Genomic DNA, 23999 nt, shown 5'->3' with positions numbered 1-23999 from the left:
CCCCGAGGAGACAACGATGATCCGCCCGCTCCTGGCCTCCACCCTGGCCGCGGCGCTGTTGCTGGTCACGGCCTGCGGCGCGCAGACCGTCGACGACCCCGCGCCGGCCCCGGCCGGGGCCGGGTACCCCGTCACCGTCGCGCACGCACTCGGTGCCGCGGAGATCCCGGCCGCCCCCGCCCGGGTCGTCACACTCAGCTCGGGCGACACCGACGCCGCGCTGGCGCTCGGCGTCACCCCGGTCGCAGTGGTCACCTCGTTCTACGCACCCGGGCCGGAGCTGCCGTGGCAGGCGGGCCGGCTCGGGCCGGAGGTCACCGCGATCCCCGGCAACCCGGACTTCTCGGTCGACGTGGAGGCCGTCGCGGCCGCCCGCCCGGACCTGGTGCTGGGCACCGGGGCGATGCTGACCCCGCAGACCTACCAGGCGCTGACCCGGATCGCCCCGGTCGTGGCGCACCTGGGCTCGCCCACCACCGACCGCTGGCAGGACCTGACCGCCGCCGTCGGGACGGCCCTCGGGCGTGGCGACGCGGCCGGCACCGCGATCGGGGAGACCACCGCCGCGATCGCCGCGTTCGGGGACCGCCACCCCGGCCTGCGCGGCCGGACGTTCACCTTCTCGGTGCTGCAGTCGCCGACCACGCTCGGCACCGTGGTCTCCGGGGCCGACCACCTGAGCGTGCTGTTCGGCGAGCTGGGCCTGGGCCTGCCCGACGCCGTCGCCGGGCGGCCCGAGTCGGCGCCCGGCGCGGGCATCGCGGCGGTGAGCACCGAGCAGCTCGGCGACCTCGCCGCGGACCTGGTGCTGGTCGTCGCGCCCTCGCCGGAGCTCGCCGAGTCGTTCGGGGCCGACCCGCGGGTGGCCGGGCTCGGGTCGGTGCGGACCCTCGACATGATCACCGCGACCGCGTTGCGGACGCCGTCGGCGCTGAGCCTGCGCTGGGGGCTCGAGCAGCTGGAGCCGCTGCCGGCCGCCGCCGGATGAACCGGCTCCGCCGTTACGGTGGCCCGGTGAGCGTCGCACCGTCCTCCGGACCGCCGCCGGGCACCGCCCGGCGGCGGGGCCGCCCGCCGAAGGGGGAGCCGGTGCTGACCCGGGAGCGGATCGGGCGGGCCGTGCTCGACGAGGTGTCGGCACACGGCGCGGACCGGGTCACGATGCGGTCGCTGGCGGCCCGGCTCGACGTCACGCCGCGGGCGGTCTACAAGGTGGTGCGCGACCGGGACGACGCGCTCGCCGCGGCGGTCGTCGTGGCGCAACGGGACTGGCCGGCGCCCCGGCTGGACCCCGCGCACGCCGAGGCCGACCTCACGACGTTCTGCCAGCAGCTGCGCACCTGGTACCGGCGCCACCCGGTGCTGCTGCGGATCGTGGCGAGCACCCCGATGGACGACGAGGTGCGGGCCGCGGCGATGCGGAACATGGACGTGCTCGCCGGGTTCCTGCTCGGCACCGGGCTGACCCCCGCCGACGCCGCCCGGGCGTGCGACCTGATCATCGGCACGGTCTCCGGGTTCGCCGAGCTCGAGGAGTGGGAGGCACGGGCCGGTGCCGCGGACCCGCAGCACGCCCCGGCCGAGGACACCGCGGCCATGGCGGCGTTCACCGCGGGCTCGGCCGACGACCTGCCGCACCTGCGCCGGATCGCCCCGGCCGCCGCGTCCGACGTGGACGACCGGTTCGCCGACCGGGTCGAGATGCTGCTGCTCTGGGTGCGCTCCCGGCTGCGGTGAGCTCAGGGGCGGCAGAGCAGCTCGCCGTGCGGGATGACGAACCAGCCGTCCGGGTGCGCCGCCCACTCCCGCCACGCCTGGGAGATCGCGTCCAGTTCGGACACCTCGGCGAGCCCGCGCTCCACCGCCATCCGCCCGACGCCGGTGTGGATCCGGTCCGCCCACATCCCGCCCCAGGCGGCGCGCTCCGCGGGCGTGGCGTAGCACCACGTCGACGCCGACGGCGTCACCTCGGTGAAACCGGCGGCGTGCGCCCAGCCGAGCAGCCGGCGCCCGGCGTCGGGTTCGGCGTCGTTGCCCCGGGCCACCGCCCGGTAGAGCTCCAGCCAGCGGTCCAGCCGCGGGTCGTGCGGCCACCAGTGGAAGCCGGCGTAGTCGGCGTCGCGGACGGCGACGAGCCCGCCGGGGCGAGTGACCCGGCGCAGCTCGCGCAGCACGGCGACCGGGTCGGAGACGTGCTGCAGCACCTGGTGGGCGTGCACGACGTCCCAGCTCCCGTCCGGTTCGGACAGTGCGTAGCCGTCGTCCACGGCGAACTCCACCGTGACCCCGCGCGCGGCGGCCTCGGCGCGGGCCCGCTCCAGCGGCCCGGCCACGACCTCGACGCCGCGCACCCGGCCGGGCGCCACCCGCGCGGCCAGGTCGACGGTGATGCTGCCGGGTCCGCAGCCGACGTCGAGCAGGCTGGTGCCGGGGTGCAGGTGGGCGAGCAGGTAACCGCAGGAGTTCTCCGCGGTGCGGGCGGCGTGCGAGCGGACGACGACGTCCGGGTGGCCGTGGGTGTAGGTGTCGCGGGGCGGTCCGGCCGGCATGTCAGTGCGCCCCGGCCCGGGCGAGCACCGCCGCGTCGAGGGCCTCGCGCATCGCGGCCTCCGGCCCCGGGCGCCCGGTCATCAGCTCCACCTGTGCGACCGCCTGGCGCAGCAGCATCTCCAGCCCGGACACGATCGTCGCCCCGGCCGCGGCTGCCCCGCCGGCGACGACCGTCGGCCACGGCGCGTAGACCGCGTCGAGCAGCACCGTGCCGGGCCGCCAGCGGGCGCCGGCGAACGCGTCGGCGGCCCCGGCCGGCAGCGTGGAGACCACGGCGGCGGCCCCGTCGAGCAGGTCCGCGGTCGCAGCCGGGTCGGTGAGCACGGCGTGCACCCGGGCCTCGGTGCCCAGCCGCGCCGCGGTCTCGCGCAGGTCGTCGGCCCGGCCGGCGTCGCGCACCAGCACGTCGATGCCGTCGGCCTCCAGGTCGTGCAGGGCGGCGAGTGCGGCCTGCGCGGTCCCGCCCGCGCCCAGGACCACCGCGCGCCCGCTGCCGGCCCCGGCCGCGCGCAGCGACTCGGCGATCCCAGTGACGTCGGTGTTGTGCGCGCTGCTGCCGTCCGGGGAGAACACCAGCGTGTTGCCCGCGCCGATCGCCGCGGCGCCGGGGGCGACGTGGTCGGCGACGTCGAGCAGCACCCGCTTGAGCGGCATGGTCAGCGACAGCCCCGCCCACTCCGGGCCGAGCCCGGCCACGAACCCGGCCAGGCCCGCCTCGTCGACCTCGAACCGGTCGTAGTGCCAGCCGTCGAGCCCCAGGGCGGCGTAAGCCGCGTTGTGCAGGGCGGGGGACAGCGAGTGGGCGATCGGCGAGCCGAGGACGGCGGCGCGGCGGGCGGGAAGGGTCACCCGGGCAGTATGCGCGGCGACGATCCGGCGACCGGGGACGGCTCCTGCGCCGCCGCCCCGGCCCGGCGGCGGGCCCGGACCCAGCTCCACCAGCCGTGCACGACCAGACCGGCGAAGACCACGTACACCGCCGCCGAGAACCACAGCCCCGACGCCAGCTGCAACGGCACCCCGACCGCGTCGACCAGCAGCCAGATCGCCCAGAACTCGATCAGGCGCAGCCCCTGTGCGAGGAACGCCACCGCGGTGCCGACGAAGATCGCCGCATCCGGCCAGGGCGCCCAGGAGGCGTCCAGCGCGTCCAGGACCAGCGCGGTCGCCACCGTGCCGCCGGTCAGCAGCCCGGCCAGCCCCAGCCGCTGCCACCACGAGGCCTGCCGCACGACGAGGCCGTAGACCGGGTCCCGCTGCCGCAGCCAGGCGAGCAGCCCGAACACCGAGATCGCGAGCACGATCACCTGCCGGAACGCCAGCCCGCCCAGGTGCGCGGACGCGTAGACGCCGAACAGCAGCGCGCACGCGGCCATCTGCACCGGCCAGGTGACGATGCTGCGGCGCTGGGCCAGGAACACCACCGCCAGGGCGCCGAGCTGGCCGACCAGCTCGGCCCACGAGACGAACTGGCCGAACACGGTCGGTCCGTGGTGCAGCAGCAGATCCACGACGTCCCCTCCCCGGGACGTCCCGGTGCACGCCCCGTGTCAGGGGACAACGGTGCGGGGTCGCACGCCCATACCGACCCGCCGTGCTGTGAGTGGACCCACACGCTCACCCGTCCAGCGCGGCCCGCTCGATCTGGGTGACACCGCGCCCGTCGACCAGCACCAGGACCGGGTCCTGCGGGTCGACGCCGGCGTCGTCGAGCCGGGCGGCGGCCGTCGCGGCGGCCTCGCCGTGCCCGACCGTGGGCGGCGGCGGACCCGCGTGCACCCCGACCCGGTCGGCCGCCGGCAGCCCGGCCAGCTCCCCGAGCCGGACGCAGCCGATCACGTCCGGTACGGACCAGGTGGCGGTACCGTCGGCGTCGGTCGCGCGGGGGAGCACGACCGGGACCGCGCCGCCCGGCCCGCCGGGGCCGACCTCCGCGTGCAGCTCGCCGATGGTCACCGTGGCCGGGGCGACCCGCAGGCCGGGCTCGTGCGGGCCGATCACGTCCCGGACCAGGGGTTCCTCGGCGGCGTCGAGGAAGCCGAGGGTGGTGAGCCAGGCGTCGTCGAAGTACTTCGACAGGTAGATCCGGCCGGAGTCGGGCAGCACCGCGACGACGAGGCCGTCCGGCCCGGCCGCGGCGGAGACCCGCAGGGCGGCGGCCACCGCGAGGCCGGCCGAGCCGCCGACCAGCAGCCCCTCCTCGCGGGCCAGGCGGCGCACCGTGCGCAGCGACTCGCCGTCGCCGACCCGCTCGGTGCGGTCCGGGACGGCGGTGTCGTAGACGGCGGGCCAGCTGTCGGCCCCGGTCAGCGGGTGCAGGTAGTGGCCGACGGCCTCGACGTAGTACGGGCTGCCGTCCCCGCCGCCGTAGCGCGAGGTCCACGGGTCGGCGGCGACGATCTCCACGCCGTGCCGGCGCAGGTGGCGGCCCGCGCCGGTGACCGTCCCGCCGGTGCCGGCCCCGGCGACCAGGTGGGTGATCCGCCCGCCGGTCTGGGCCCAGATCTCCGGGCCGGTGGTGCGCTCGTGGACGTCCGGGTTGGCCGGGTTGGCGTACTGGTCGGCGAGCCAGCCGTCGGGGGTCTCGGCCGCGATCCGGGCGGCGAGCTGCTGGACGTGGCGTGGGTCCTCGCGCGGCACCAGTCCGGGCGTCGGCACCACCTCGGCGCCGTAGGCCCCAAGCAGGGCGAGCTTCTCCGGTGTCGTCCGGTCCGGGACGACGAACACCGCCCGGTAGCCGCGGGCGGCCGCCACCATCGCCAGCCCGATCCCGGTGTTGCCCGAGGTGCCCTCGACGATCGTCCCGCCCGGGGCCAGCGCGCCGGACGCCTCGGCGTCGAGCACCATGGCCAGCGCCGCCCGGTCCTTCACCGAGCCGCCCGGGTTGGCCCACTCGGTCTTCACCCACACCGGCGCGCCGCCCTCGGGCACGATCCGGTTCAGCCGCACCAGCGGCGTCGCACCGATCCCGTCGAGCACCGACCCGTGGACCGGGCCACCGTCTCCGTCCGCCCCCATGGCCGAGATCCTGCCCCACGGTCCTGCGTCACGGGGTGGGAGGCTGCGCGGGTGAGCGAGCGGCGCAACGGGACCGTGCTGGTCCTGGGTGGACGGAGCGAGATCGGGGTGGCGGTCGCGGAGCGGCTCGCCGCGGGCGGGGCCGGGACCGTGGTGCTGGCCGCGCGGCGGGCCGGCGAGCTCGCGGCCGAGACGGCCCGGGTGCGGGCCGCCGGTGCCGTGGCCGACACCGTCGAGTTCGACGCCGACGACCTCGCCGGGCACCGCCCGCTGCTCGAGGAGGTGCTGGCCCGGCACGGGCGGATCGACGTCGCGGTCGTGGCGTTCGGGATCCTCGGCGACCAGGCCCGCGCGGAGACCGACGCCGCGCACGCGGCCGCGATCGTGCACACCGACTACCTCGCCCAGGTGCACGTGCTCACCGAGCTGAGCGGGGTGCTGCGGGAGCAGGGCAGCGGGACGCTGGTCGTGTACTCCTCGGTGGCCGGGGTGCGGGTGCGCCGCGCGAACTACGTCTACGGCAGCGCGAAGGCCGGCCTCGACGGGTTCGCCTCGGGCCTCGCGGACGCGCTGCACGGGTCCGGGGTGCGGCTGGTGCTGATCCGGCCCGGGTTCGTGATCGGCCGGATGACGACGGGGATGAGCCCGGCTTCGCTGTCCTCGACCCCGGAGCAGGTCGCCGACGCCACCGTGCGGGCGGTGCGCACCCGGCGGGGCAACGCCGACGTGTGGGTGCCGGGCACGCTGCGGCTGCTGTTCGCGGTGCTGCGCCTGCTGCCCCGCGCGGTGTGGCGCCGGATGCCCCGCTGACCCGGATGCTGCTGAGCCGGATGCCCCGACAAAGTGGGTAACCGGACCGTCGACTGGGGGTCTGCGTGCCGCAATCGGCGTGTGGCACTTCCGCTCCCGTGATCGTGGTCATATGGTCGCGTGCGCATCCCCAGTGGTGACGACGACGTCCAGGAGGACAGCAGTGGGACACACTCGCGGAGCCGTGGTCCGGAGCGCGCCGGGCAAGTTCGAGGTCGTGGACCTCGAGGTGGACGACCCGCGCCCGGGTGAGGTCGAGGTCAAGATGGTGGCGTCGGGCCTGTGCCACTCCGACGACCACATCGCGACCGGTGACATCCCGGTCGGTACCTATCCGTTCGCCGGGGGCCACGAGGGCTCCGGCATCGTCACGAAGGCCGGGGCGAACAAGAAGGGGCTCAAGGAGGGCGACCACGTCGTCTTCTCCTTCCTGCCCTCCTGTGGGCACTGCCGCTGGTGTGCCAGCGGCATGCAGAACCTGTGCGACCTGGGTGCCGGGCTGCTCGCCGGCACCCGCTGGGAGGAGAACTCCACCCGGCTGAAGATGGCCGACGACGGCACCCCCGTCGGCCAGATGTGCGGGCTCTCGACGTTCTGCGAGACCACGCTGGTCTCCGAGGACTCGTGCGTGAAGGTCCCCGACGACATCCCGCTCGAGGTCGCCTGCCTGGTCGGCTGCGGCGTCGGCACCGGCTGGGGCTCCGCGGTCAACGCCGGCGGGGTCCAGCCCGGCCACACCACGATCGTCATGGGCATCGGTGGCATCGGCATCAACGCGGTCCAGGGTGCCGCGCACGCCGGTGCCTCGCAGGTCATCGCGGTCGACCCGGTGGCGCTGAAGCGGGAGAAGGCCCAGCAGATGGGCGCCACCCACGCGGTGGAGTCGATGGAGGAGGCCACCGAGCTCGCCAAGCAGTTCACCAACGGGCAGGGCGCCGACCAGACCGTCGTCACCGTCGGTGTGGTCAAGCCCGACCACATCGGCCAGGCGATGGCCTCGATCCGCAAGGCCGGCACCGTGGTCGTCACGGCGCTGGGTGACATCAACAGCACCGAGGCGCTGCCGGTGTCGCTGGCCGACGTGACCCTGTTCCAGAAGCGGCTCCAGGGCGCGATGTTCGGCATGAGCAACCCGAACTGGGACATCCTGCGCCAGCTCGAGCTCTACCGCACCGGCGCGCTGAAGCTCGACGAGCTGGTCACCAGCACCTACACCCTCGACCAGGTCGCCGAGGCCTACGACGACATGCACGCCGGCAAGAACATCCGCGGCGTCATCCGTTACTGATCGCGCACGGCCGTCCCCCGCCCGGCTCAGCGCGAGCCGGGGGTCTCCTCGCGGGGGACGGCCAGCGCGGCCGCGGTCGAGGCCGCCATCCGCAGCGAACCGAGCGCCGTCGGGTGGAACGGGTCCGGCCGGTCGAGGCCCTGCAGGTCCGGGCCCATCCGGTCGCCGGAGACCGCGCAGAGCGGGGTCAGGTTCGGTGCCGCGGTGGTGAACCCGAACCGGGCCGCGCCGTCGGCGAGCACGTCGTTGAGCCGGCGGTTGCGCTCGGTCAGCAGGTCGATCTTCGCCTGGTCCAGCCCGGGGGTGCCGGCGGGGCCGCGCATGTCCGGGCAGGCCGGGTCGAAGGTCGCCGGGAACGGGTCGTAGGACAGCGTCACGACGACCCGTGGCCGTCCGGGCAGGTCGTCCAGGTCGGCGAACAGCGCGCCGGTGTCGCGGGCGAACTCGGCCAGCCGGGCATCGAACTCGCCGTCGGAGAGCCGGTCGTCGCAGGTCTCGAGCCCGTAGCAGTACAGCAGGAAGTCCGACCAGGCCAGGTCGTTCGGGCCGACCGCGACGGCCACCCACTCCAGCCCCTGGACCTGCTTGAGCCGCCCGACCTGCGGCGGCACCGTGACACCGTCGCGCTGCTGGGGACCGCGCAGCCCGGCCGGGACGCTCGCCCCGGCGCAGGCGAGGTTGAGCACCTGCTCGCCGCGCAGCGACGACAGCTGCGCGGCGGTGGAGTCGACGCTGCGGGAACACGCGGCGTCGTCCGGGGCGACGGTCCCGTCGGGGCCCTCGACCAGCGGTCCCCCGATCCGGGCGGCCCGCGAGTCACCGATGACGGCGCCGGTCACCCCGGTGACCGGCGGCCCGACGGGGGAGGGGCTGACCGTCGTGGCCCCCACCAGGTCGCTCAGCGAGGTGACCTTGCCGAGCCCGGTGGTGGTGCCGTGCAGGGCGGCGACGCCGGCCCCGCCCCACAGCAGCAGCGAGGCCGCCAGCGCGATCGTCGTCATCCGGCCGATCGGGCCGGCGTGGTCGTCCCAGTGCACCGGACGGTTGCGGGTGCGGCCCCGGCGCAGCGCGACCAGCAGCCGGGCGCAGGCCATCGCCGCACTGCCGAGCAGCGCGGTCAGCACCATCCCGGCCGCGCCCCACAGGTACCAGGTGGCGAAGCCCTCGGTGAGCTCGCGGACGGCCGCGTCCACCCCGCCGGGGTCGTCCGCCGACTGCGCGTCGAGCAGCGGCCCGTTGTCGGGCGGGCGGGTGAGCGGCCCGATCGACAGGCGGGGGCGGATCGGGCCGTAGACCTCGATCTCGGTCAGGTCGAACTCGGCGTTGCCCAGCTGCACGATCTGCGCCGGTCCGGACAGCGACAGCGGCGGGACGCGGGCGCCGACGCCGATGTCCTGCCCGAACACCTCGACGTGCTTCTCGGGCGTCAGCATGATCACCAGCGGGACGCCGGCGACCGCGATCAGCGCCAGCAGCGCCACGGTGGGGAGCGACCGGGCCTCGCGCAGCAGTGCGCGGAGCCGGGGGAATCGGATGCGGCGGGCCGCCACCGTCACGACGGGGTGCCGCGCAGCCGCGGACGGAGCCGGTCGGCGCTCGTCGTGCTGTCGCTCCCGCCCTCGATGTCGTCGGCCAGCCCGTCCGCGTGCGCGGTCACCCCGTCGAGGTCCAGCCCGGCCGGGGCGTCCACGCCCAGCACCCGCCACGACCGGATGCCCTCGGCACCCCGCCGCAGCAGCGCCACGGCGCCGCGGGCGTTGCTCCGCTGGGCGTGGGTGAGCCCGACGGCGACCTGGGCCAGCGCACGCCACAGCTCGCGGGTGTCGTCGCCGCTGTCCTTCCAGGTGCCCTCCAGGACCTCGTGGGCCTGGAACGGCAGGCCCTCGTCGAGCAGGCGCTGGGCCTCGGTGACGGCCTCGTCCGGGGCCAGGGCCAGGTCCTCGGGCACGCGGTCGACGCCGGCGGCACCGTGCGGCAGCGGGCGCCCGGCGGCGTCGCGGGGCCGGGCGTTGCGGGCCCGGCCCTGGGTGTCGCGGTCGCGGGATCGGGTCATGACCCGACCCTGCCAGGAGATCGGTTAGCGTGCGGACCATGACCCACGGGCTGTTCGACGTCGACGGCAAGGTCGCCCTGGTGACGGGCGGGACCAGCGGGATCGGTGAGATGATCGCCCGCGGGCTGGTGGAGGCGGGGGCACGGGTCTACGTGTCCAGCCGCAAGGCCGACGCGTGTGCCGCCGCGGAGGCGGGGACCGGCGCCGTCGGGATCCCGGCGGACCTGTCCTCGGAGGACGAGTGCGTGCGGCTGGCCGCCGAGATCGGGAAGCGCGAGGAGCGGCTCGACCTGCTGGTCAACAACGCCGGCGCCACCTGGGGCGCGCCGTTCGAGGAGTTTCCCGCGCACGCCTGGGACAAGGTCCTCGACCTGAACGTGAAGTCCCCGTTCTTCCTGACCCGGGCGTTCCTGCCGCTGCTGGAGGCCGCCGCGTCGGTCGAGAACCCGGCCCGCGTGGTCAACATCGGCAGCATCGACGGGCTGCGGGTGCCGGAGGCTGCCAACTACAGCTACTCGGCCAGCAAGGCCGCGGTGCACCAGCTGACCCGGGTGCTGGCCAAGGAGCTGGGGCCGAAGCGGATCACCGTCAACGCGATCGCGCCGGGCCCGTTCCCGTCGCGGATGATGCGGGCGACCCTCGAGGAGGCCGGGGACGAGATCGCCGAGTCCTCCCCGCTGGGCCGTATCGGGCGCCCGTCGGACGTGGTCGGGGCGACCCTGTTCCTGGCCGCGCCGGCGGGCTCGTACGTCACCGGCGCGATCATCCCGGTCGACGGGGGCATCTGGACGACACGCTGACCGGCCGGCGCTCACTCGGGTGCCAGGTAGGTGTGCCCGGTCGGGGTGGTGGTCTGCACGCCGTCGGGTGTGCGTGCCACGTTCCATCCGGGTTGTTCGCGGATGTAGTTGTGGAACTCGCAGACGGCGCGCCCGTTCTCGAGCGCGGTCGGCCCGTGCTCGGCGGAACGGTCGATGTGGTCGACGTGCCGGGCCGGGGCGTCGCAGTACGGCTCGGTGCAACGCTGCCGGGCCCGGGCCTTCACCAACTCGGCGAGCAGCCCGGTGAAGAACCGTTGCCGGGACCCACCGCCGATGATGAACCCGTCGCGGGTCAACAGCCGACGGAGCGCTTTCCGGCCGGTGGTGGTGGCCAGCAGGTCGACCGGGACGGGGCCGTGGCCGGGAACCTCGGCCGGCAGCGGGCTGTCGGGGTCGATCAACGCCTCGACCGGCACCAGCACCTGGACCTCGATGTCGACGTCGGTCGCGACGGACTTCCCGGTGGCGCGTTCGACCAGGGTGTCGGCCATGACCTGCCCGCGGGAGCGGGTCAGGGGTGCCGGGTCGACCGAGACCTCGGTGAACGCCTTATGAAGCGCGGCCAGGCAGGCGACGCCCTGTTCCACGGGGAGGTAGGCGGTCAGGTAGCTCATCCCGTCCGGGGCCGGGCGCAGGGTGACGCGGCGTTGGGCGCGGGCGGCCTCGACCCGGGACCGGAACTTCTCCGGGGCGATCTCGGCGACCAGCCGGCGCACCAGGTCGCGTAGCCGTCCGATGCCGAGCCGGGTCAGCTCGTGCGCGGCGAGGCGGGCGTCGACCGCGGCGCGTTGGCCGGTGTCGAGGTCGGCGGTAGCGGTGACGATGGCGGCGATCTTGTCCCGGTTCAGCTCCCCGGCCACGAACAGGCCACGGATGTGGTCGAGGCCCTCGCGCAGGTCCCGGGCGGCGCGCAGCCGGGAGCGGGCCTCGGTCGGGGAGACCCGGCAGGCGAGCCCGAGCTGGGCTATCACCCCGCGTTCGAGCTTGTCCGGGTCGACCACCCCGCTCCTGATCCGTCGGTCGACGTGGGTGCGGGCGAAGGAGCGGATCCGGTTCGCCTGCAACGCCGCGAGAGAGTTCTGCAGGGATTCGATCTGCTGGATCTGATCGATCAACTCGGATTCCCCACACGATTCCGCGTCAACCGTGGCGGCCTGTTCGACCGCGACCTGTATCAACACGAGATCGACCTGCGGGAATCCGGGCTCGCCGGCACCCGGGTGGGTGTCGGGAATCGGGGGATCATGAACTGCGGTCACGCACCCCATTTTACTCGAACTGGTGTTCGATGTCACGGTGCCGTTCGCTTCTGCGAATTCCGCTGGTGGAGCGCTTAATTGGTCGGCGAATTGTTTCCGGAGTGGAGGAATCGGGCGCCGAATGCCACCTCGCGTAGGCGGGCCGCGGGCGGTGCGGAATGATGCCCGCGTGGTCCAGGCACCCGACAGACCGGTCCGGCCCGTCACCCCCGCGCCGAGCCGCGGGCCGCGTGCCCCGCTGACCTGGCTGCTCGCCGTCGGTGTCCCGACCGCGGCGCTGGCGTTGCACATGGCGCTCTACGGCCGCTGGCTGGTCGACGACGCGGGCATCACGTTCGCCTACGCCCGTTCGATCGCCGCCGGGGCGGGCCCGGTCCTGCAGCCGGGCGCGGCCCCGGTGGAGGGCTGGTCGAACCCGTCCTGGCTGGCGCTGCTCGTGCTGGCGAGCGCGGTCGGGCTGTTCGACCACGGCACCTGGTTCGGGGTGTCGGACCTGGTGCTGTTCCCGAAGGCGGCCGCGCTGGCCTGCGGTGCCGGCGTGGTGGCCGCCTTCCACGTGGTGGCGCGGGAGGTCGTGCCCGGCCGGTGGCGGGCGGCCGCGGTCACCGCGGTGGCGGGGACGCTGGTCGCGGCGGTGCCGTCGTACGCGGCCTGGCTGGCGTCCGGCCTGGAGAACCCGTTGCTCGCGCTCGGCGCGGCGGCGATCGCCGCGACGCTGGTCCGGGCGGTGGCCCGGGGCCGGCTCACCGCGCCCGGACCGGCGGTGACCTGCGGGTTGCTCGCCGCGCTCGCCGCACTGACCCGCCCGGACGGGCTCGTGTATGCCGTCGCCTACCCGGTCGCGCTGCTGGTGCTGTTGCGCCGGGACACGATCGGCCGTGCCGTCGCCGCGGCGGGCCTGTCGCTGCTGGTGTTCGCCGTGCCCTACGGCGGCTACCTCGCCTGGCGGGTCGCGACCTTCGGGTTGTGGGTGCCCAACACCGCGGTCGCGAAGGCCCAGGGGCTACCGGAGGTGACCGCGCTGAACCGGCCGGCCGAGCTGGTGCCGGTGGCCGGCTGGCTGCTGGTGTCGCTGGCCGCCGGCGCGCTCGGGGCGGCGCTGCTGCGGCCGGGACGGCACCGGCCCCTGCTCGCGGTGCTGCTCGTGCCGTTCGGGCTCGCGCTCGCCGCCTACGCCGTCCTCGAACCGGACTGGATGGGCCTGCAGCGTTTCGCGACACCGATCTGGGCGCTCGGAGCACTGGTCGCGGTGCTCGCCGCGGACCGGGCGATCGGCGCGGCCACCGTGCGCGGTCGCGCCGTGGCCGGGGGGCTGGGTGTGGTGGCATTGGTGGTGTCGGCGGCGTCGTGGCTGGAGACCGCGCGGACGTTCCGCAACGGGCCGACCGTGCCGTTGTGCGCGATCGCGGTCGGGATGGGGGCGGCGCCGAACGCGTTCGGCGACATCCTCGGGGTCCCGGACGGCCGGATCGCCACCCCGGACGTCGGCGGCACCGCGCTGACCAGCCGTTACGAGGTCGTCGACCTGGTCGGTCTGGTGTCGGCACCGATCGCGCGCTTCCACGCCGACGGCGACATGGCGGGCCTGCGCGACCACGTCCTCGACGAGGTGGCGCCGGAGTTCGTCGAGGTGCACGGGAACTGGACCCGGATGACCGGGCTGCTCGACGACCCGCGGACGGCCGAGCGGTACGTCCCGGTGCACATGGTGAGCCCCGACTCCGGCTATCTGGTCCGGCGCGACCTGGTCACCGACCCGGCGCGGCTGGCCGAGGCGAGCACCTACGCCCGCGAGGTCACCCAGCCGCGCCGCGAGGCGGCGAGTGCGGCACCCCGCTCCGGCTGCGGGACGCTGCGGCCGGGGTCGACGGACGCGCTCACCATCACCCGCTGAGCGCCCGGGGCGGCTCAGCGGTCGGCGAAGTACGCGGTCAGGTCGTCGAGCACCAGGTTCGCGCCGGTCGGGCCGAGGCCCAGGAACCAGACGCTGTCGTCGACCTCCGCGACGTTCCCGGCGGCGACGGCGGGCAACCGCTCCCAGAGCTCACCGCCGACGACGGCGTCGCGGCCGTTGCGGGCGGGGTCGCCGAAGCTGGAGTAGAAGATCTGACCGGCGTCCGCCTGGTCGATCCGCTCCTCCGAGATCTCCACGGCCAGCTCCTGGATGTCCTGCTCCGGAGGCCGGGGCAGGCCGATGTCGGCGAGGATGACGCCGATGAACGACAGGTTCCCGTAGAGCCGCAGCCGCCCCGGCATGAATCGCACCAGCGAGATCGTCGGCGCATCGGGCCCGATGGAGTCCCTGATCCCGTTGGCCCGGGTCTGGTAGGCGTTCAGCAGTTCGGTGGCTGCCGTCTCCGCACCCAGCGCGTCGCCGACCAGGCGCAGATTCTCCTTCCAGGGGAAGCCCGGCCGGATGCTCAGGACGGTCGGTGCGATCGCGGCGAGCTGGTCGTAGTAGCGGTCGACCCGCAGCCTGCTGCCGACGATCAGGTCCGGACGCAGGGCCGCGATGCCCTCCAGGTTGAGCGGGTCGAGCAGGCCGAGCCGGGTGGCGTCGCCCAGCTTCGGCTCCAGGTAGGCGGGGATCTGCCCGTCGGTCGTGGCGACACCGACCGGTGTGAGTCCCAGCGACAGCACGTCGTCGAGCTCGCCGGTGTCGAGGACGACGACCCGCTGCGGTGCCGCGTCGAGCACGGTCTCGCCGCGCGCGTGCCGCACCGTGCGGGGGAACACGCCCGGTTCGGCATCCGAGCCCAGGGCGGCGGTCTCGGTGTCCGCGACGGAGAAGCGTTCACCGCCGGTCGTGATCGCCTTCGTGTCCGGTGGCGCGGGTGCGGGGCCGGCACAGGCGGTGACCGCCACGACCAGCGTGACGACGAGCAGGACGAGCGACCGTACGGAACGGCGGGACATCGGTACCCCTTCGGAGCTGACCGGTGTGGTGGGTGCCGGTGCCGGGCCTGGAGCGTGCAGTTCGGGGAGGCGCTCCCGGACGCTCCGGGCGCTGCTGTGTCGTAGACGCTACAGTGACGATCAATTCTGTAGCAAGCACGACTGGTGGGATCGATGCACACCGACCTGGAGGACCGCGCCCGCGCCGCACGGCTCACCGCCGCCGAGCGGAAGGTCGTGGACTACCTGCGGACCCGTGCTGCGGAGGCGATCTTCGCGACGGCGGAGCAGATCGCCGGGGCCGCCGGGACCAGCGACGCGACCGTCGTGCGGACCGCCCGCGCGCTGGGCTACTCGGGCCTGGCCGAGCTGCGGCGGAGCCTCGCCGAGCCGGTGGTCGGCCGGACCGGGCCGGGCGCGCACGCGACGGAGCTCGCCGGTGACGACACCGCGACCCTGCTCGACCGGGCCTTCGGCGAGGTCGGGGACCGGCTCGCCCGCACCCGGGCGGCGATCGACGTGGCGGAGTTCGAGCGGGCGGTCACGCTGCTCGGGGAGGCGGACGACGTGCTCGCCTACGGTGTCGGCCCGTCCGAGCAGGTCGCCCGGATGCTGGCGCAGCGGCTGTCCCGGATCGGCAGGCGTGCCCGTGCGTCCGGGGCGACCGGGTTCCGGCTGGCGGACGCGCTGGTGACGCTGGAGCCCGCGTCACTGGTCGTGCTCCTCCTCCCGAGCCGCCCGACCGTCGAGGCCCGGGTGATCGTCGAGCACGCCCGCGAGACCGGTGCCCGGACGGTGCTGGTGACCGACTCGCTGGGCGTCGAGCTGGGTGACCGGGTGGACGTCGTCCTGCCCGCGGTGGCCGCGAGCGGAGAACTGACCGCGGAGGCGGCGACGTCGGCGATGGTCACCGACGCGCTGGTGCTCGCGCACGCGGCGCGGCACCGCGATCAGGCGGTCGAGGCGTCGGTCCGGCTGAACCGGCTGCGCAGCGCGCTGACCGGGCACGGACCCGGCGACGGGACCCTCACCCGGACTCCAGGGGACCCAGCTCGGCACTGAACTGGTCGAGGTAGGCCGACCAGTCGGTGATCGGTGCCGACGGGCGCACCACGAACTTGGTGAGCCCGCCGTCGACGTAGCGGCGGATCAGCTCGGCGACCCCGTCCCAGCCGATCCCGACGAGCTCGCGGGGGTCCACGTCCGGGCGCTGGGCGGCGGCCCGCTCCAGCGCGGCGTCGACGTCGGTGCCGGGCAGCGCGAACCAGACGTTGGTGCCGTAGTGGTCGTCGTCGATGGTGCGGCCGGCGTCACGGGCGGCGTCCTCGATGACCGACCGCCCGCGGGCGGTCTCCTCGGGGGTCAGGAAGCTGGCCAGCCAGCCGTCGGCCAGCCGTCCGGCCCGGCGCAGGCCGGCCGGTGCGCGGCCGCCCAGCCACAGGTCCAGCGGCCGCTCCGGGCGCGGGACGATCGAGGCGTCGTCGAGGGTGAAGAACTCGCCGTGGTGGGTGACGTGGTCCTCCGAGAGCAGCCTGCGCAGCACCAGCAGCGACTCCTCGAACAACGCGGCGAGCCGGCCCGGTGCCGGGTAGAACTGGCGGTCCGCCGGCGACGCCGCGCGGATCCCGAACACCGGCAGGACCCGCTTCGGTGCGAGCACCGCGAGCGAGGCGAGCTCGGCGGCGAGCAACATCGGGTTGCGGCCGGGCAGCACGGTGACCCCGGTGCCGACCTTGATCCGTTCGGTGCGGGCGGCCACCCAGGTGTTCCCGATCGTCGGCTCGATGACCGGGGTGGAGATCAGGTCGGCCAGCCAGAGCGAGTCGACCGACGACTTCTCGAGTGCCTCGACGAACTCGTGGAACTCGGGTCCCAGCTCGGGGACGCTGCGCGCCCCGACCAGCCCGATGCCGATCCGTACCTTGCCGTGCGGGGAGTCGACCACTCACGGCACGTTACGCGGTGGTCACGCTGCGGTCACGGGGGTCCAGCGTGGATCACGCCCGCTGAACCCGAGCGCCCGCTCGAACGCCGGCGCCCGGTCGGGTACCGCGACGGCCGGTCCGAACAGCCCCTCCGTCGGTCCGCCGGCGGCCGTCGCCTCGGTGAACGCCAGGACGACGGCGACCGCGTCGTCGTCGGGCTCGAAACGCTGCCCGGTGGCGACAGCCAGGTCCCAGCCGTGCAGCACCAGCTCGTCGAGCGTGACGGTGCCGGCGACCTCCGCGGGCATCTCCAGCCCGCCGGCGTGGGCGGTGCCCGCCCAGGCGGCCGGGTCCCGCCAGGCGGCGGCGAGCGCGTCGAGCCGGGCCGGGATCGCGGTGCGCCAGTCCGGGGCGAGGTGCTCGGCGACCAGGCTCGCCGTCGAGTCCACGGCCTCGGGGTCCTTCTCGGCGGCGAGCCGGAACGCCCGCGCCAGGCCGTGCAGGTGGTCGAGCAACGCGGCCACCGTGGTGGCGGCGCACGGGGTCGGGTGGCCGAGCTGGTCGTCGGTGATGCCGGAGACGACGGCGGCGACGGCGTGGGCGGTCGGGGTCAGGTCGATGCTCATGCCCGGACGACCGCCCGTGGCCCCCGGACTCATCGCCGGGCGCTGCATTCGACACCCAGTAGAAGTTCGTGCGGCGGATGCGGCAGAGTAGGGGAGACGCCGTCCCCGAAGCGTGCCGGAGGAACCGACCGCCATGAACGACCCCATCCTCGTCGCCCGGATCTTCCGGGTCGTCGCGATCGCCGAGGCCGGTTCCTGGACCGGGCTGCTGATCGGGATGTTCGTCAAATGGGTGCTCGGCACCAGCGAGCTCGGCGTGCAGGTGTTCGGGCCGATCCACGGGGCGCTGTTCGTCGCCTACGCGCTCGTGACCCTGTGGACGGCCCGGCTGTTCCGCTGGGACCTGCGGACGGCGGCCGTCGGCCTGCTCGCCAGCATCCCGCCGCTGACCACGATCTGGTTCGAGCGGCACGTGACCCGCTCGGGGCGGCTCGACGCGGCGCGCGCCCAGCCGGTCGCCGGCTGACACATGCTCCGAACTGCGCCGATGCGATCCACCCTTGACGCCGAGGTAAGCCTAAGCTAACTTCAACGGTGTCGCTTCGTGGTGGGAGCGGCGCGTCAGTTCGGGAATCACGGCCCGGCCGCCTCGACCACAGCGGCCGGGCCGTCCCGCGTTCGGGGGTCATTCCGAGGCGGGCCCGGCAGTCGTGTCGTCCTGCTCACGGGCCAGGTGGGCGTGCCGCCACCGGCGCAGCAGCAGGGTGGCCGCCAGCATCGGGCCCAGCATCCCGATGTAGAGGACTGTGAAGTCGAGATCGCCACTCACGTACCAGTGGATCAGGGCCGTGACGACCGGGGTGGCCGGGAGCAGGACCAGGCTGCGGGTGGCGTCGGCCCGCTTCGCCTCGGCCGAGTGCGACGCCCCGTGCCGGTGGGTCGCGACGGCGACGGAGAGCCCGCCGGTCAGCAGCGTGGCGACGAGGGTGGTCAGCACCGGCCCCGTGGGCAGCGTCTCCGTCGTGCCCAGTCCGAGCGTCACCACCAGGCCCGCGAACCCGGTCCAGAGCATCGTGCGCAGCACGATCCGCTCCTTGCGCAGTGCGATCAGCTCGGCGCGTTCGTCGCGTTCCCGGTGCAGCTCGGCATTCGCGTCCCGCAGGACGGTCCACGGCGCTCGCATACCTCTCCCGTCAGCCGTCGTCCCGGCGTGCGCGCAGGTCGGTGGCCTCCTCCGCGGAGAGTGCGAACAGCGCCGTCACCGGCGTCTCCAGCACCACCGCCAGCCGCAGCGCGACCGCGGTGGACGGGTTGTACCCGCCCGCCTCGATCTCCACCACGGTCTGGCGGCTCACCCCGATCAGCTCGCCCAGCCGCTTCTGGGTCAGCCCCGACCGGCGTCGTGCGGTCGCGACATCCGAACACACGTCGGCGGGAAGATCTACCCGACACGAGCGGGGTCGGCGAGTGCCCGGTACACCGGCCGGAGCAGGTCGGTGAGCGTGTCCCGGCCCGACCGCAGCCCCGGCTCGGGTACCTGGTCGAGCACCGCGTCCGGCGCGGTCTCCGGCGGGCGCGGTGCGGCGGCCCCGCCCGGCGGGGCGGTCCAGAAGTCGTCGAGCAGGTCGGCGAGGGCGGCCGGACCGGATGCCGAGTCCGCCCCGGCCGCGCGGTCGCGCTCGGTCCGCAGCCGCTCCAGCAGCGTCGTGCGGTCCCGTCCGCGCAGGGCGAGCAGCGTGAACGGGTCGGTGTCGCAGCGCTCGGCCAGCACGTAGAACACCGCGGCGAGGTGCTTGCAGGGCACGGTTGCGTCCGGGCACGAGCAGTCCTGGGCCAGGTCATCACCGGCGGCGGGGAACAGCGAGAGCCCGAGCCCGTCGAGCAGCTCCTCGATCTCCGGCGGGACCGTGCCGGCGAGCAGCGCGGCCGCGTACCAGGCGTCGGCGGCGAGTGCCTGTTCCACCCGCCGCCACTGCGGCTTGTCCCAGACCCCCAGGCCGATCCGGACCCGGTACGGCTGCGGCCGGGTGCCCTGCACGAGGGCGACCGCGGCGCCGGCGTCGATGTCGAGGGAGACGATCTGTCCGGACCGGGCGTAGGTCCGCCCGCGGGAGAGTCGTCCGCCGACCCCGAGCTGCTCGAGCACGGTGAGGAACCGTGCCGACCACCAGGTGCGCGCGACCGCGCCCTTCGTCGCGTGGATCCGGATGCCGCCGTCGACCCGGATCGGGCGCCCGCCGGCGTAGTCGTCGGCGGCCCAGAACGGACGGTCACTCATCGGTGTCCTCCCCGTCGGCGACGGCGTCGGAGCCCAGTGCGAACACCTCGCGCAGCTCGGTGACCGACAGCGACGTCAGCCAGTCCTCGCCGTCGCTCACCACCATGTCCGACAGCGTCCGCTTCGAGGCGACCAGGGTGTCGATCCGTTCCTCGACGGTGCCCGGGCAGACGAACTTGCGCACCTGCACCGAGCGCTTCTGCCCGATCCGGAACGCCCGGTCGGTCGCCTGGTCCTCCACCGCCGGGTTCCACCACCGGTCCAGGTGGATCACGTGGTTGGCCGCGGTCAGCGTCAGCCCGGTGCCGCCGGCCTTGAGCGAGAGCAGGAACACCGACGGGCCGTCGTCGCCCTGGAACCGGGCGACCATCTCGTCGCGCCGCTTCTTCGGCGTGCCGCCGTGCAGGTAGAGCACCTCGGTGTCGAACCGGGCGGACAGGTGCGGGCGCAGCATCGCGGCGAACTCGGTGTACTGGGTGAACAGCAGCGCCTTGTCGCCCGCGGCGAGCACCGACTCGAGGATCTCCTCCAGGCGGGCGACCTTCCCGGAGCGGTGCCGGCCGCCGGCGCGGTGGATCGCGGAGCCGTCGTGCAGCAGCTGGGCCGGGTGGTTGCAGATCTGCTTGAGCTTGCTCATCGCGGCGAGCACGTTCCCGCGCCGCTCGATGCCGTCGCTGTCGGCGATCTTCTCCATCATGTCGTCGACGACCGTGCGGTACAGCGACGCCTGCTCCCGGGTCAGCCGGTGGTCCTGCACGATCTCGATCTTCTCGGGGAGGTCGTCGATCACCTGCGGGTCGGTCTTGACCCGGCGCAGCAGGTACGGCCGGGTGATCCGGCGCAGCGTGCGGGCGGCGCCGTCGTCACCGTGCCGCTCGATCGGCACGGCGAAGCGCTGCCGGAACACCTCGGGCGAGCCGAGCAGGCCGGGGTTGAGGAAGTCCATCACCGACCACAGCTCGGCGAGCCGGTTCTCCATCGGGGTCCCGGTCAGCGCGATGCGGTGCGCGGCGTCGAGCGAGCGCGCCGTCCGGGAGGCCGCAGCGTGCGAGTTCTTGATCATCTGGGCCTCGTCGAGGACGAGCCGGTGGAACCGCCACGCACGCAGGTCCTCGGCGTCGCGGGTGGCGGTCGCGTAGGTCGTGACGATCACGTCGACCTCGCCCAGCCGCTCGTGCAGCGCCGCGCCGCGCGGGCGGGCCGGGCCGTGGTGGGCGTGCACCCGCAGCTCCGGCGCGAACCGCGCCGCCTCCTTCTGCCAGGTCCCGACCATCGACATCGGGCAGACGATGAGGGTGGGCGCGGTGCCGGTGGCGGGGTCTCCGGCCCGGTCGTGCGCCTCCAGGGCGAGCAGCTGCACCGTCTTGCCGAGCCCCATGTCGTCGGCCAGGCAGGCACCGAGCCCGAGCGAGGACAGGAACGCCAGCCAGGACACACCCCGCTCCTGGTAGGGCCGCAGGGTCGCGGTGAACCCGGGCGGCGCCGGCAGCGGTTCCAGGTCGCGGTCGGCGGTGCCGTCGAGGAGCGCACCGAGCCGGCCACGGGCCTCGACGTCGGTGACCGGCAGCGGGGCGTCGACATCGCCGCGGGCGGCGGCCAGCACGTCGTGCACCGTCGGGGTGCGGTCCCGCGACCGGCGCAGGAAGTCCAGGCCGCGGGCGAGTGCGTCGGCGTCGACGCTGACCCAGCGTCCGCGCAGCCGCACCAGCGGGGCCTTCGCCGCGACCAGGGCGGCGATCTCGTCCTCGCCCAGCTCGTCGTCGCCGACCGCCAGTGACCAGCGGAAGTGGGCGAGCTCGTCGCGGCCCAGGCCACCGCGGGTGACCACGCCGGGCGCGCCGGCCGACGACGCCGACAGCTTCAGCCCGAGCGCCCGCGAGCCGTCCCACCCGCGCGGGAGTGCGACGCCGAACCCGGCGGTGAGCAGCGCGGGCGCGTCCCGGGTGAGGAACCGGTGCGCCCCGGCGATGTTGAGGTCCAGAGCCACCGGCCGGGCCTCGCGCAGCGCGCGGACCAGCTCGGGCAGCACCTGCGCGGCCCGGCCCAGCTCGGCGAGCAGCACGTCCTGCGCGCCGGCGATCAGGCGCTCGGCGCCGCCGCCCCAGACGTCGGCCGCCTCCAGCTGCAGGCTCGGGTCCTCGGTGGACTGCAGCGCGAACTGCACCTGCCACCGGGTGCCGTCGCCGGTCTGGTCGAGTACGTCCGGTCCGGGATCGGCCGGGTCGTGCAGGGTGTCGACCTCGGTCAGCCGGAACAGCGCGGTTCCCGCGCCGGGCTGCTCGCGGCCCACGTCGTCCCACGCGGTCAGGGCCTCGCGCAGCGCGGCCAGCCCCTCCCTGGAGGCGGTGACCTCCGGCGCCGGCCCGGTCAGCGCGTGCAGCAGCGCCGCCGGCGCGTCCGGGCGGTCCGGCAGAGCCAGTGGCATCGCGGCACTGCGGCCGAGCCGGTCGCGCACCGCGGCATCGGTGAAGCGCTCGAGCGCGGCGTCGACCAGCTCGTCCGGATCCTGCCCGGCGGTGTCGCCGGGGCGCCGCTGCTCACAGCGGGCCACCGGCGGCAGCCGGCGCACCAGGTCCGCCCGGGCGACGGCGTCGAGCCCCTGCACGACGGGCCGCCAGCGGGCGACCGGCCGGCCGGAGTCCGTCGCCAGTACCGGCAGCACCCGCCCGCGGGCGGCCAGCTCGTCGGCCAGGCGGACCAGCTCGGCGAGGTGCCGGAACCCGTCGCCGTAGCGCACGCCGGGTGCGGGATCGGTCAGCTCGGAGGGATCCACCAGCACCGCGGGCACCGTCCACGGGGCCAGCGCCGGCGTGCTGCGGCTGCGGGCGCGGGCCGTGCTGCGCACGAGCCCGGGGGAGTCCTGCGGCCCGCCCGGATGGGACGGCAGCAGGACGGTGACCGACGCGGGCTTGCCCGGGTGCACCGCGGCCAGCTCGTCGGACGGCACCGCGAACGGGTGCGGCCGCGCGGTCCGCAGTGAGCGCCGCCCGGTCCGGGCGGGCCGCTCACCGTCCTCGGCCCAGAGCAGGACACCCCGGCCGGGGGAGTGGAGGGCGTGGACGACGAGCACACCCCCACGCTAGAAGGCACCCCCGACAGTCACCGCGCCCGCCCGCCGCGCCGGCTCCGGGTCAGGACGCGGCGAGCAGTTCGTCGAGCTGCTCGTAGCCCTCGTTCACGCCGACCTCCATGCCGGAGGCGAGCATCGCGTCCCGGGCCTCGACCGAGTCGACGACCGAGGTCGCGACCAGCCGGGTGCGTCCCCCGGGCAGCTCGGTCAGCGTCATCGTCTCCAGGCTGACGCCCTCCGGGTAGCCCTCGTAGGTGAAGGTCTGCACGATCCGCTCGGGCGCGCGGACCTCGTGGAACGAGCCGAAGAAGCGGTGCTCGCCGTCGACCGTGTCAGGTTCGGTGTGGGTGTAGCGGTAGCCGCCGCCGGTCTCGGCGTCCCAGCGCTGCACGGTCATGGTCAGCCGGCGCGGGCCGAGCCAGCGCTTGACCTTCTCGACGTCGACGTGGGCGTCGAAGACCCGCTCCGGCGGCGCGTCGAACTCCCGGGTGATCCGGATGATCGGCAGGTCCGGGACGGCCTCGATGGTGGTCTCGCGGGTCGTGGTGCTCATGATGCTGCTCCCTCGGTGTCTGTGTCGGTGTCGCTGCGTGCTTCTCCGGCCAGCAGGTCGTCGAGGCGCCGGTAGCGTTCCTCCACCTGGCGCCGGTACCGCTCGATCCAGGCCGTCATGAGGTCGAACACCTCCGCCTCGAGGTGCACGGGGCGCCGCTGGGCCTGCCGGCTGCGCCGGACCAGCCCCGCGTCCTCGAGCACCTTGATGTGCTTGGACACCGCCTGGACGGACACGTCGTAGGGCTCGGCGAGCTCGTTGACCGTCGCGTCGTCGGCGGCCAGCCGGGCCACCATGTCGCGCCGGAGCGGGTCCGCCAGCGCGGCGAACACCTTCGAGAGCCGGTCCTCCACGACGCCTCCTCCTCGTTCAACCTTTCGGTTGAGTACGACGGTAGCGCGGCTCACTGCAGTATTCAACCCCGAGGTTGAACAACGGTGGTGGCGCGGTCGCCCACGGGCGGCCAGGATCGTCGGTGATGCCCGCCCTCGACGAGAACGCCGCCCGCTCGCTGCTCGCCTCGGCCCCGGTCGCCCGGCTGGCCACGATCCGCACCACCGACGGGACGCCGCGACTGGTGCCGATCACGTTCGCGCTGCTCGACGGGCGGGTGGTCTCCGCGGTGGACGAGGTGAAGCCCAAACGGCACCGCAGACTGGCCCGGCTGCGCGACATCGAGGCCGACCCGCGCGTCGGGCTGCTCGCCGACCACTACGACGACGACTGGTCGCAGCTGTGGTGGGTGCGCCTCGACGCCACCGCGGAGATCCACGACGACGGCGAGCCGGCCGAGCGGGCGCTCACCGCGCTGGCCGGCAAGTACCCGCCGTACGCCGAGCAGCGGCCGGCGGGCCCGGTGCTGATCCTGACCCCGGCCCGCTGGACGGGCTGGTCGGCCCGCTGAGGGCGCAGC

At 74.8% G+C, this 23999-nt stretch carries 25 protein-coding genes; 9 read left to right on the top strand and 16 right to left on the bottom strand.

Features of this window, described 5'->3' with window-relative positions; translation table 11 throughout:
• Window positions 1–16: 16 nt before the first annotated feature.
• Complete coding sequence (locus BM093_RS02915) at window positions 17–988, top strand: ABC transporter substrate-binding protein (RefSeq protein ID WP_093336782.1); 972 nt, start codon at window positions 17–19, stop codon at window positions 986–988.
• A 26-nt stretch (window positions 989–1014) separates the two neighbouring features.
• Entirely contained in the window at window positions 1015–1737 is a 723-nt protein-coding gene (locus BM093_RS02910; RefSeq protein ID WP_177238232.1) for a TetR/AcrR family transcriptional regulator, read from the top strand.
• A gap of 2 nt (window positions 1738–1739) precedes the next feature.
• Here the strand turns inward: BM093_RS02910 and BM093_RS02905 are convergent, their stop codons facing one another.
• From BM093_RS02905 to BM093_RS02890, 4 genes are all read right to left on the bottom strand, one after another.
• Window positions 1740–2549: a methyltransferase domain-containing protein gene (locus BM093_RS02905; protein WP_093336778.1), complete on the bottom strand. Its 810-nt coding sequence runs from the start codon at window positions 2547–2549 to the stop codon at window positions 1740–1742.
• A 1-nt stretch (window position 2550) separates the two neighbouring features.
• Entirely contained in the window at window positions 2551–3399 is an 849-nt protein-coding gene (locus BM093_RS02900; protein WP_093336776.1) for a shikimate dehydrogenase, read from the bottom strand.
• The gene (locus BM093_RS02895; RefSeq protein WP_093336774.1) at window positions 3396–4061 is read right to left on the bottom strand and encodes a nicotinamide mononucleotide transporter family protein; all 666 of its coding nucleotides are present in this window, start codon (window positions 4059–4061) and stop codon (window positions 3396–3398) included. Before BM093_RS02895 ends, BM093_RS02900 begins: the two co-directional genes overlap by 4 nt.
• Before the next feature lie 106 nt (window positions 4062–4167).
• Entirely contained in the window at window positions 4168–5568 is a 1401-nt protein-coding gene (locus tag BM093_RS02890) for a PLP-dependent cysteine synthase family protein (RefSeq protein WP_093336772.1), read from the bottom strand.
• A gap of 75 nt (window positions 5569–5643) precedes the next feature.
• Between BM093_RS02890 and dprE2 the strand changes: the two genes are divergently transcribed.
• Window positions 5644–6378, top strand: coding sequence for a decaprenylphospho-beta-D-erythro-pentofuranosid-2-ulose 2-reductase (gene dprE2 / locus BM093_RS02885; RefSeq protein ID WP_093337443.1), 735 nt, complete (start codon window positions 5644–5646; stop codon window positions 6376–6378).
• A 163-nt stretch (window positions 6379–6541) separates the two neighbouring features.
• The gene (locus BM093_RS02880; protein WP_093336770.1) at window positions 6542–7666 is read left to right on the top strand and encodes an NDMA-dependent alcohol dehydrogenase; all 1125 of its coding nucleotides are present in this window, start codon (window positions 6542–6544) and stop codon (window positions 7664–7666) included.
• 26 nt (window positions 7667–7692) lie between these two features.
• Here the strand turns inward: BM093_RS02880 and BM093_RS02875 are convergent, their stop codons facing one another.
• Complete coding sequence (locus BM093_RS02875; protein ID WP_245773263.1) at window positions 7693–9216, bottom strand: SGNH/GDSL hydrolase family protein; 1524 nt, start codon at window positions 9214–9216, stop codon at window positions 7693–7695.
• A gap of 2 nt (window positions 9217–9218) precedes the next feature.
• The gene (locus tag BM093_RS02870) at window positions 9219–9719 is read right to left on the bottom strand and encodes a DUF309 domain-containing protein (protein WP_093336766.1); all 501 of its coding nucleotides are present in this window, start codon (window positions 9717–9719) and stop codon (window positions 9219–9221) included.
• A 38-nt stretch (window positions 9720–9757) separates the two neighbouring features.
• On the opposite strand from BM093_RS02870, the gene BM093_RS02865 reads away from it, so the two are divergent.
• Entirely contained in the window at window positions 9758–10519 is a 762-nt protein-coding gene (locus BM093_RS02865; RefSeq protein WP_093336764.1) for an SDR family oxidoreductase, read from the top strand.
• A gap of 11 nt (window positions 10520–10530) precedes the next feature.
• On the opposite strand, the gene BM093_RS02860 is transcribed toward BM093_RS02865, so the two are convergent.
• Window positions 10531–11655 (bottom strand): HNH endonuclease signature motif containing protein, encoded by a 1125-nt coding sequence (locus tag BM093_RS02860; RefSeq protein ID WP_245773262.1) that lies wholly within the window; start codon window positions 11653–11655, stop codon window positions 10531–10533.
• 313 nt (window positions 11656–11968) lie between these two features.
• Between BM093_RS02860 and BM093_RS02855 the strand changes: the two genes are divergently transcribed.
• Entirely contained in the window at window positions 11969–13693 is a 1725-nt protein-coding gene (locus BM093_RS02855) for a hypothetical protein (RefSeq protein WP_245773261.1), read from the top strand.
• Window positions 13694–13707: 14 nt separating this feature from the next.
• Here BM093_RS02855 and BM093_RS02850 read toward each other — a convergent pair whose 3' ends face one another.
• The gene (locus BM093_RS02850) at window positions 13708–14715 is read right to left on the bottom strand and encodes an ABC transporter substrate-binding protein (RefSeq protein ID WP_093336760.1); all 1008 of its coding nucleotides are present in this window, start codon (window positions 14713–14715) and stop codon (window positions 13708–13710) included.
• Window positions 14716–14868: 153 nt separating this feature from the next.
• On the opposite strand from BM093_RS02850, the gene BM093_RS02845 reads away from it, so the two are divergent.
• On the top strand, window positions 14869–15756 hold the full coding sequence (locus tag BM093_RS02845; RefSeq protein WP_093336758.1) for a MurR/RpiR family transcriptional regulator: 888 nt from the start codon (window positions 14869–14871) through the stop codon (window positions 15754–15756).
• Here the strand turns inward: BM093_RS02845 and BM093_RS02840 are convergent.
• Window positions 15722–16639 (bottom strand): TIGR03854 family LLM class F420-dependent oxidoreductase, encoded by a 918-nt coding sequence (locus tag BM093_RS02840; protein ID WP_093336756.1) that lies wholly within the window; start codon window positions 16637–16639, stop codon window positions 15722–15724. The genes BM093_RS02845 and BM093_RS02840 overlap by 35 nt on opposite strands.
• A gap of 21 nt (window positions 16640–16660) precedes the next feature.
• Window positions 16661–17245 carry a TIGR03086 family metal-binding protein gene (locus BM093_RS02835; protein WP_093336753.1) on the bottom strand — a complete coding sequence of 195 codons (585 nt, stop codon included), beginning with the start codon at window positions 17243–17245 and terminating at the stop codon, window positions 16661–16663.
• Window positions 17246–17378: 133 nt separating this feature from the next.
• On the opposite strand from BM093_RS02835, the gene BM093_RS02830 reads away from it, so the two are divergent.
• Entirely contained in the window at window positions 17379–17711 is a 333-nt protein-coding gene (locus BM093_RS02830; protein ID WP_143105238.1) for a DUF3817 domain-containing protein, read from the top strand.
• Window positions 17712–17870: 159 nt separating this feature from the next.
• On the opposite strand, the gene BM093_RS02825 is transcribed toward BM093_RS02830, so the two are convergent.
• The 6 genes from BM093_RS02825 to BM093_RS02800 all read right to left on the bottom strand — a co-directional run bounded on the left by BM093_RS02825 (window position 17871) and on the right by BM093_RS02800 (window position 23439).
• Window positions 17871–18368, bottom strand: a complete 498-nt coding sequence (locus tag BM093_RS02825) for a hypothetical protein (RefSeq protein WP_093336751.1) — start codon at window positions 18366–18368, stop codon at window positions 17871–17873.
• Window positions 18369–18378: 10 nt separating this feature from the next.
• A complete protein-coding gene (locus BM093_RS02820) occupies window positions 18379–18612 on the bottom strand; it encodes a helix-turn-helix transcriptional regulator (RefSeq protein ID WP_093336748.1) in 234 nt (77 codons plus the stop codon).
• A 14-nt stretch (window positions 18613–18626) separates the two neighbouring features.
• Window positions 18627–19463 carry an SWIM zinc finger family protein gene (locus BM093_RS02815; protein ID WP_093336746.1) on the bottom strand — a complete coding sequence of 279 codons (837 nt, stop codon included), beginning with the start codon at window positions 19461–19463 and terminating at the stop codon, window positions 18627–18629.
• The gene (locus BM093_RS02810) at window positions 19456–22533 is read right to left on the bottom strand and encodes an SNF2-related protein (protein ID WP_093336744.1); all 3078 of its coding nucleotides are present in this window, start codon (window positions 22531–22533) and stop codon (window positions 19456–19458) included. The genes BM093_RS02815 and BM093_RS02810 overlap by 8 nt, the downstream gene beginning before the upstream one ends.
• A gap of 61 nt (window positions 22534–22594) precedes the next feature.
• A complete protein-coding gene (locus tag BM093_RS02805) occupies window positions 22595–23086 on the bottom strand; it encodes an SRPBCC family protein (protein ID WP_093336740.1) in 492 nt (163 codons plus the stop codon).
• Window positions 23083–23439: an ArsR/SmtB family transcription factor gene (locus BM093_RS02800; protein WP_093336737.1), complete on the bottom strand. Its 357-nt coding sequence runs from the start codon at window positions 23437–23439 to the stop codon at window positions 23083–23085. The genes BM093_RS02805 and BM093_RS02800 overlap by 4 nt, the downstream gene beginning before the upstream one ends.
• 125 nt (window positions 23440–23564) lie before the next feature.
• Here BM093_RS02800 and BM093_RS02795 point away from each other — a divergent pair, with 125 nt between their 5' ends.
• Window positions 23565–23990, top strand: coding sequence for a TIGR03668 family PPOX class F420-dependent oxidoreductase (locus BM093_RS02795; protein ID WP_093337438.1), 426 nt, complete (start codon window positions 23565–23567; stop codon window positions 23988–23990).
• Window positions 23991–23999: the final 9 nt, after the last annotated feature.

This window comes from Pseudonocardia ammonioxydans, assembly GCF_900115005.1.
Taxonomy (GTDB): Bacteria; Actinomycetota; Actinomycetes; order Mycobacteriales; family Pseudonocardiaceae; genus Pseudonocardia; species Pseudonocardia ammonioxydans.
Note: the sequence above shows the minus strand (reverse complement) of the source record. Positions and strands in the feature narration are given on the sequence as shown.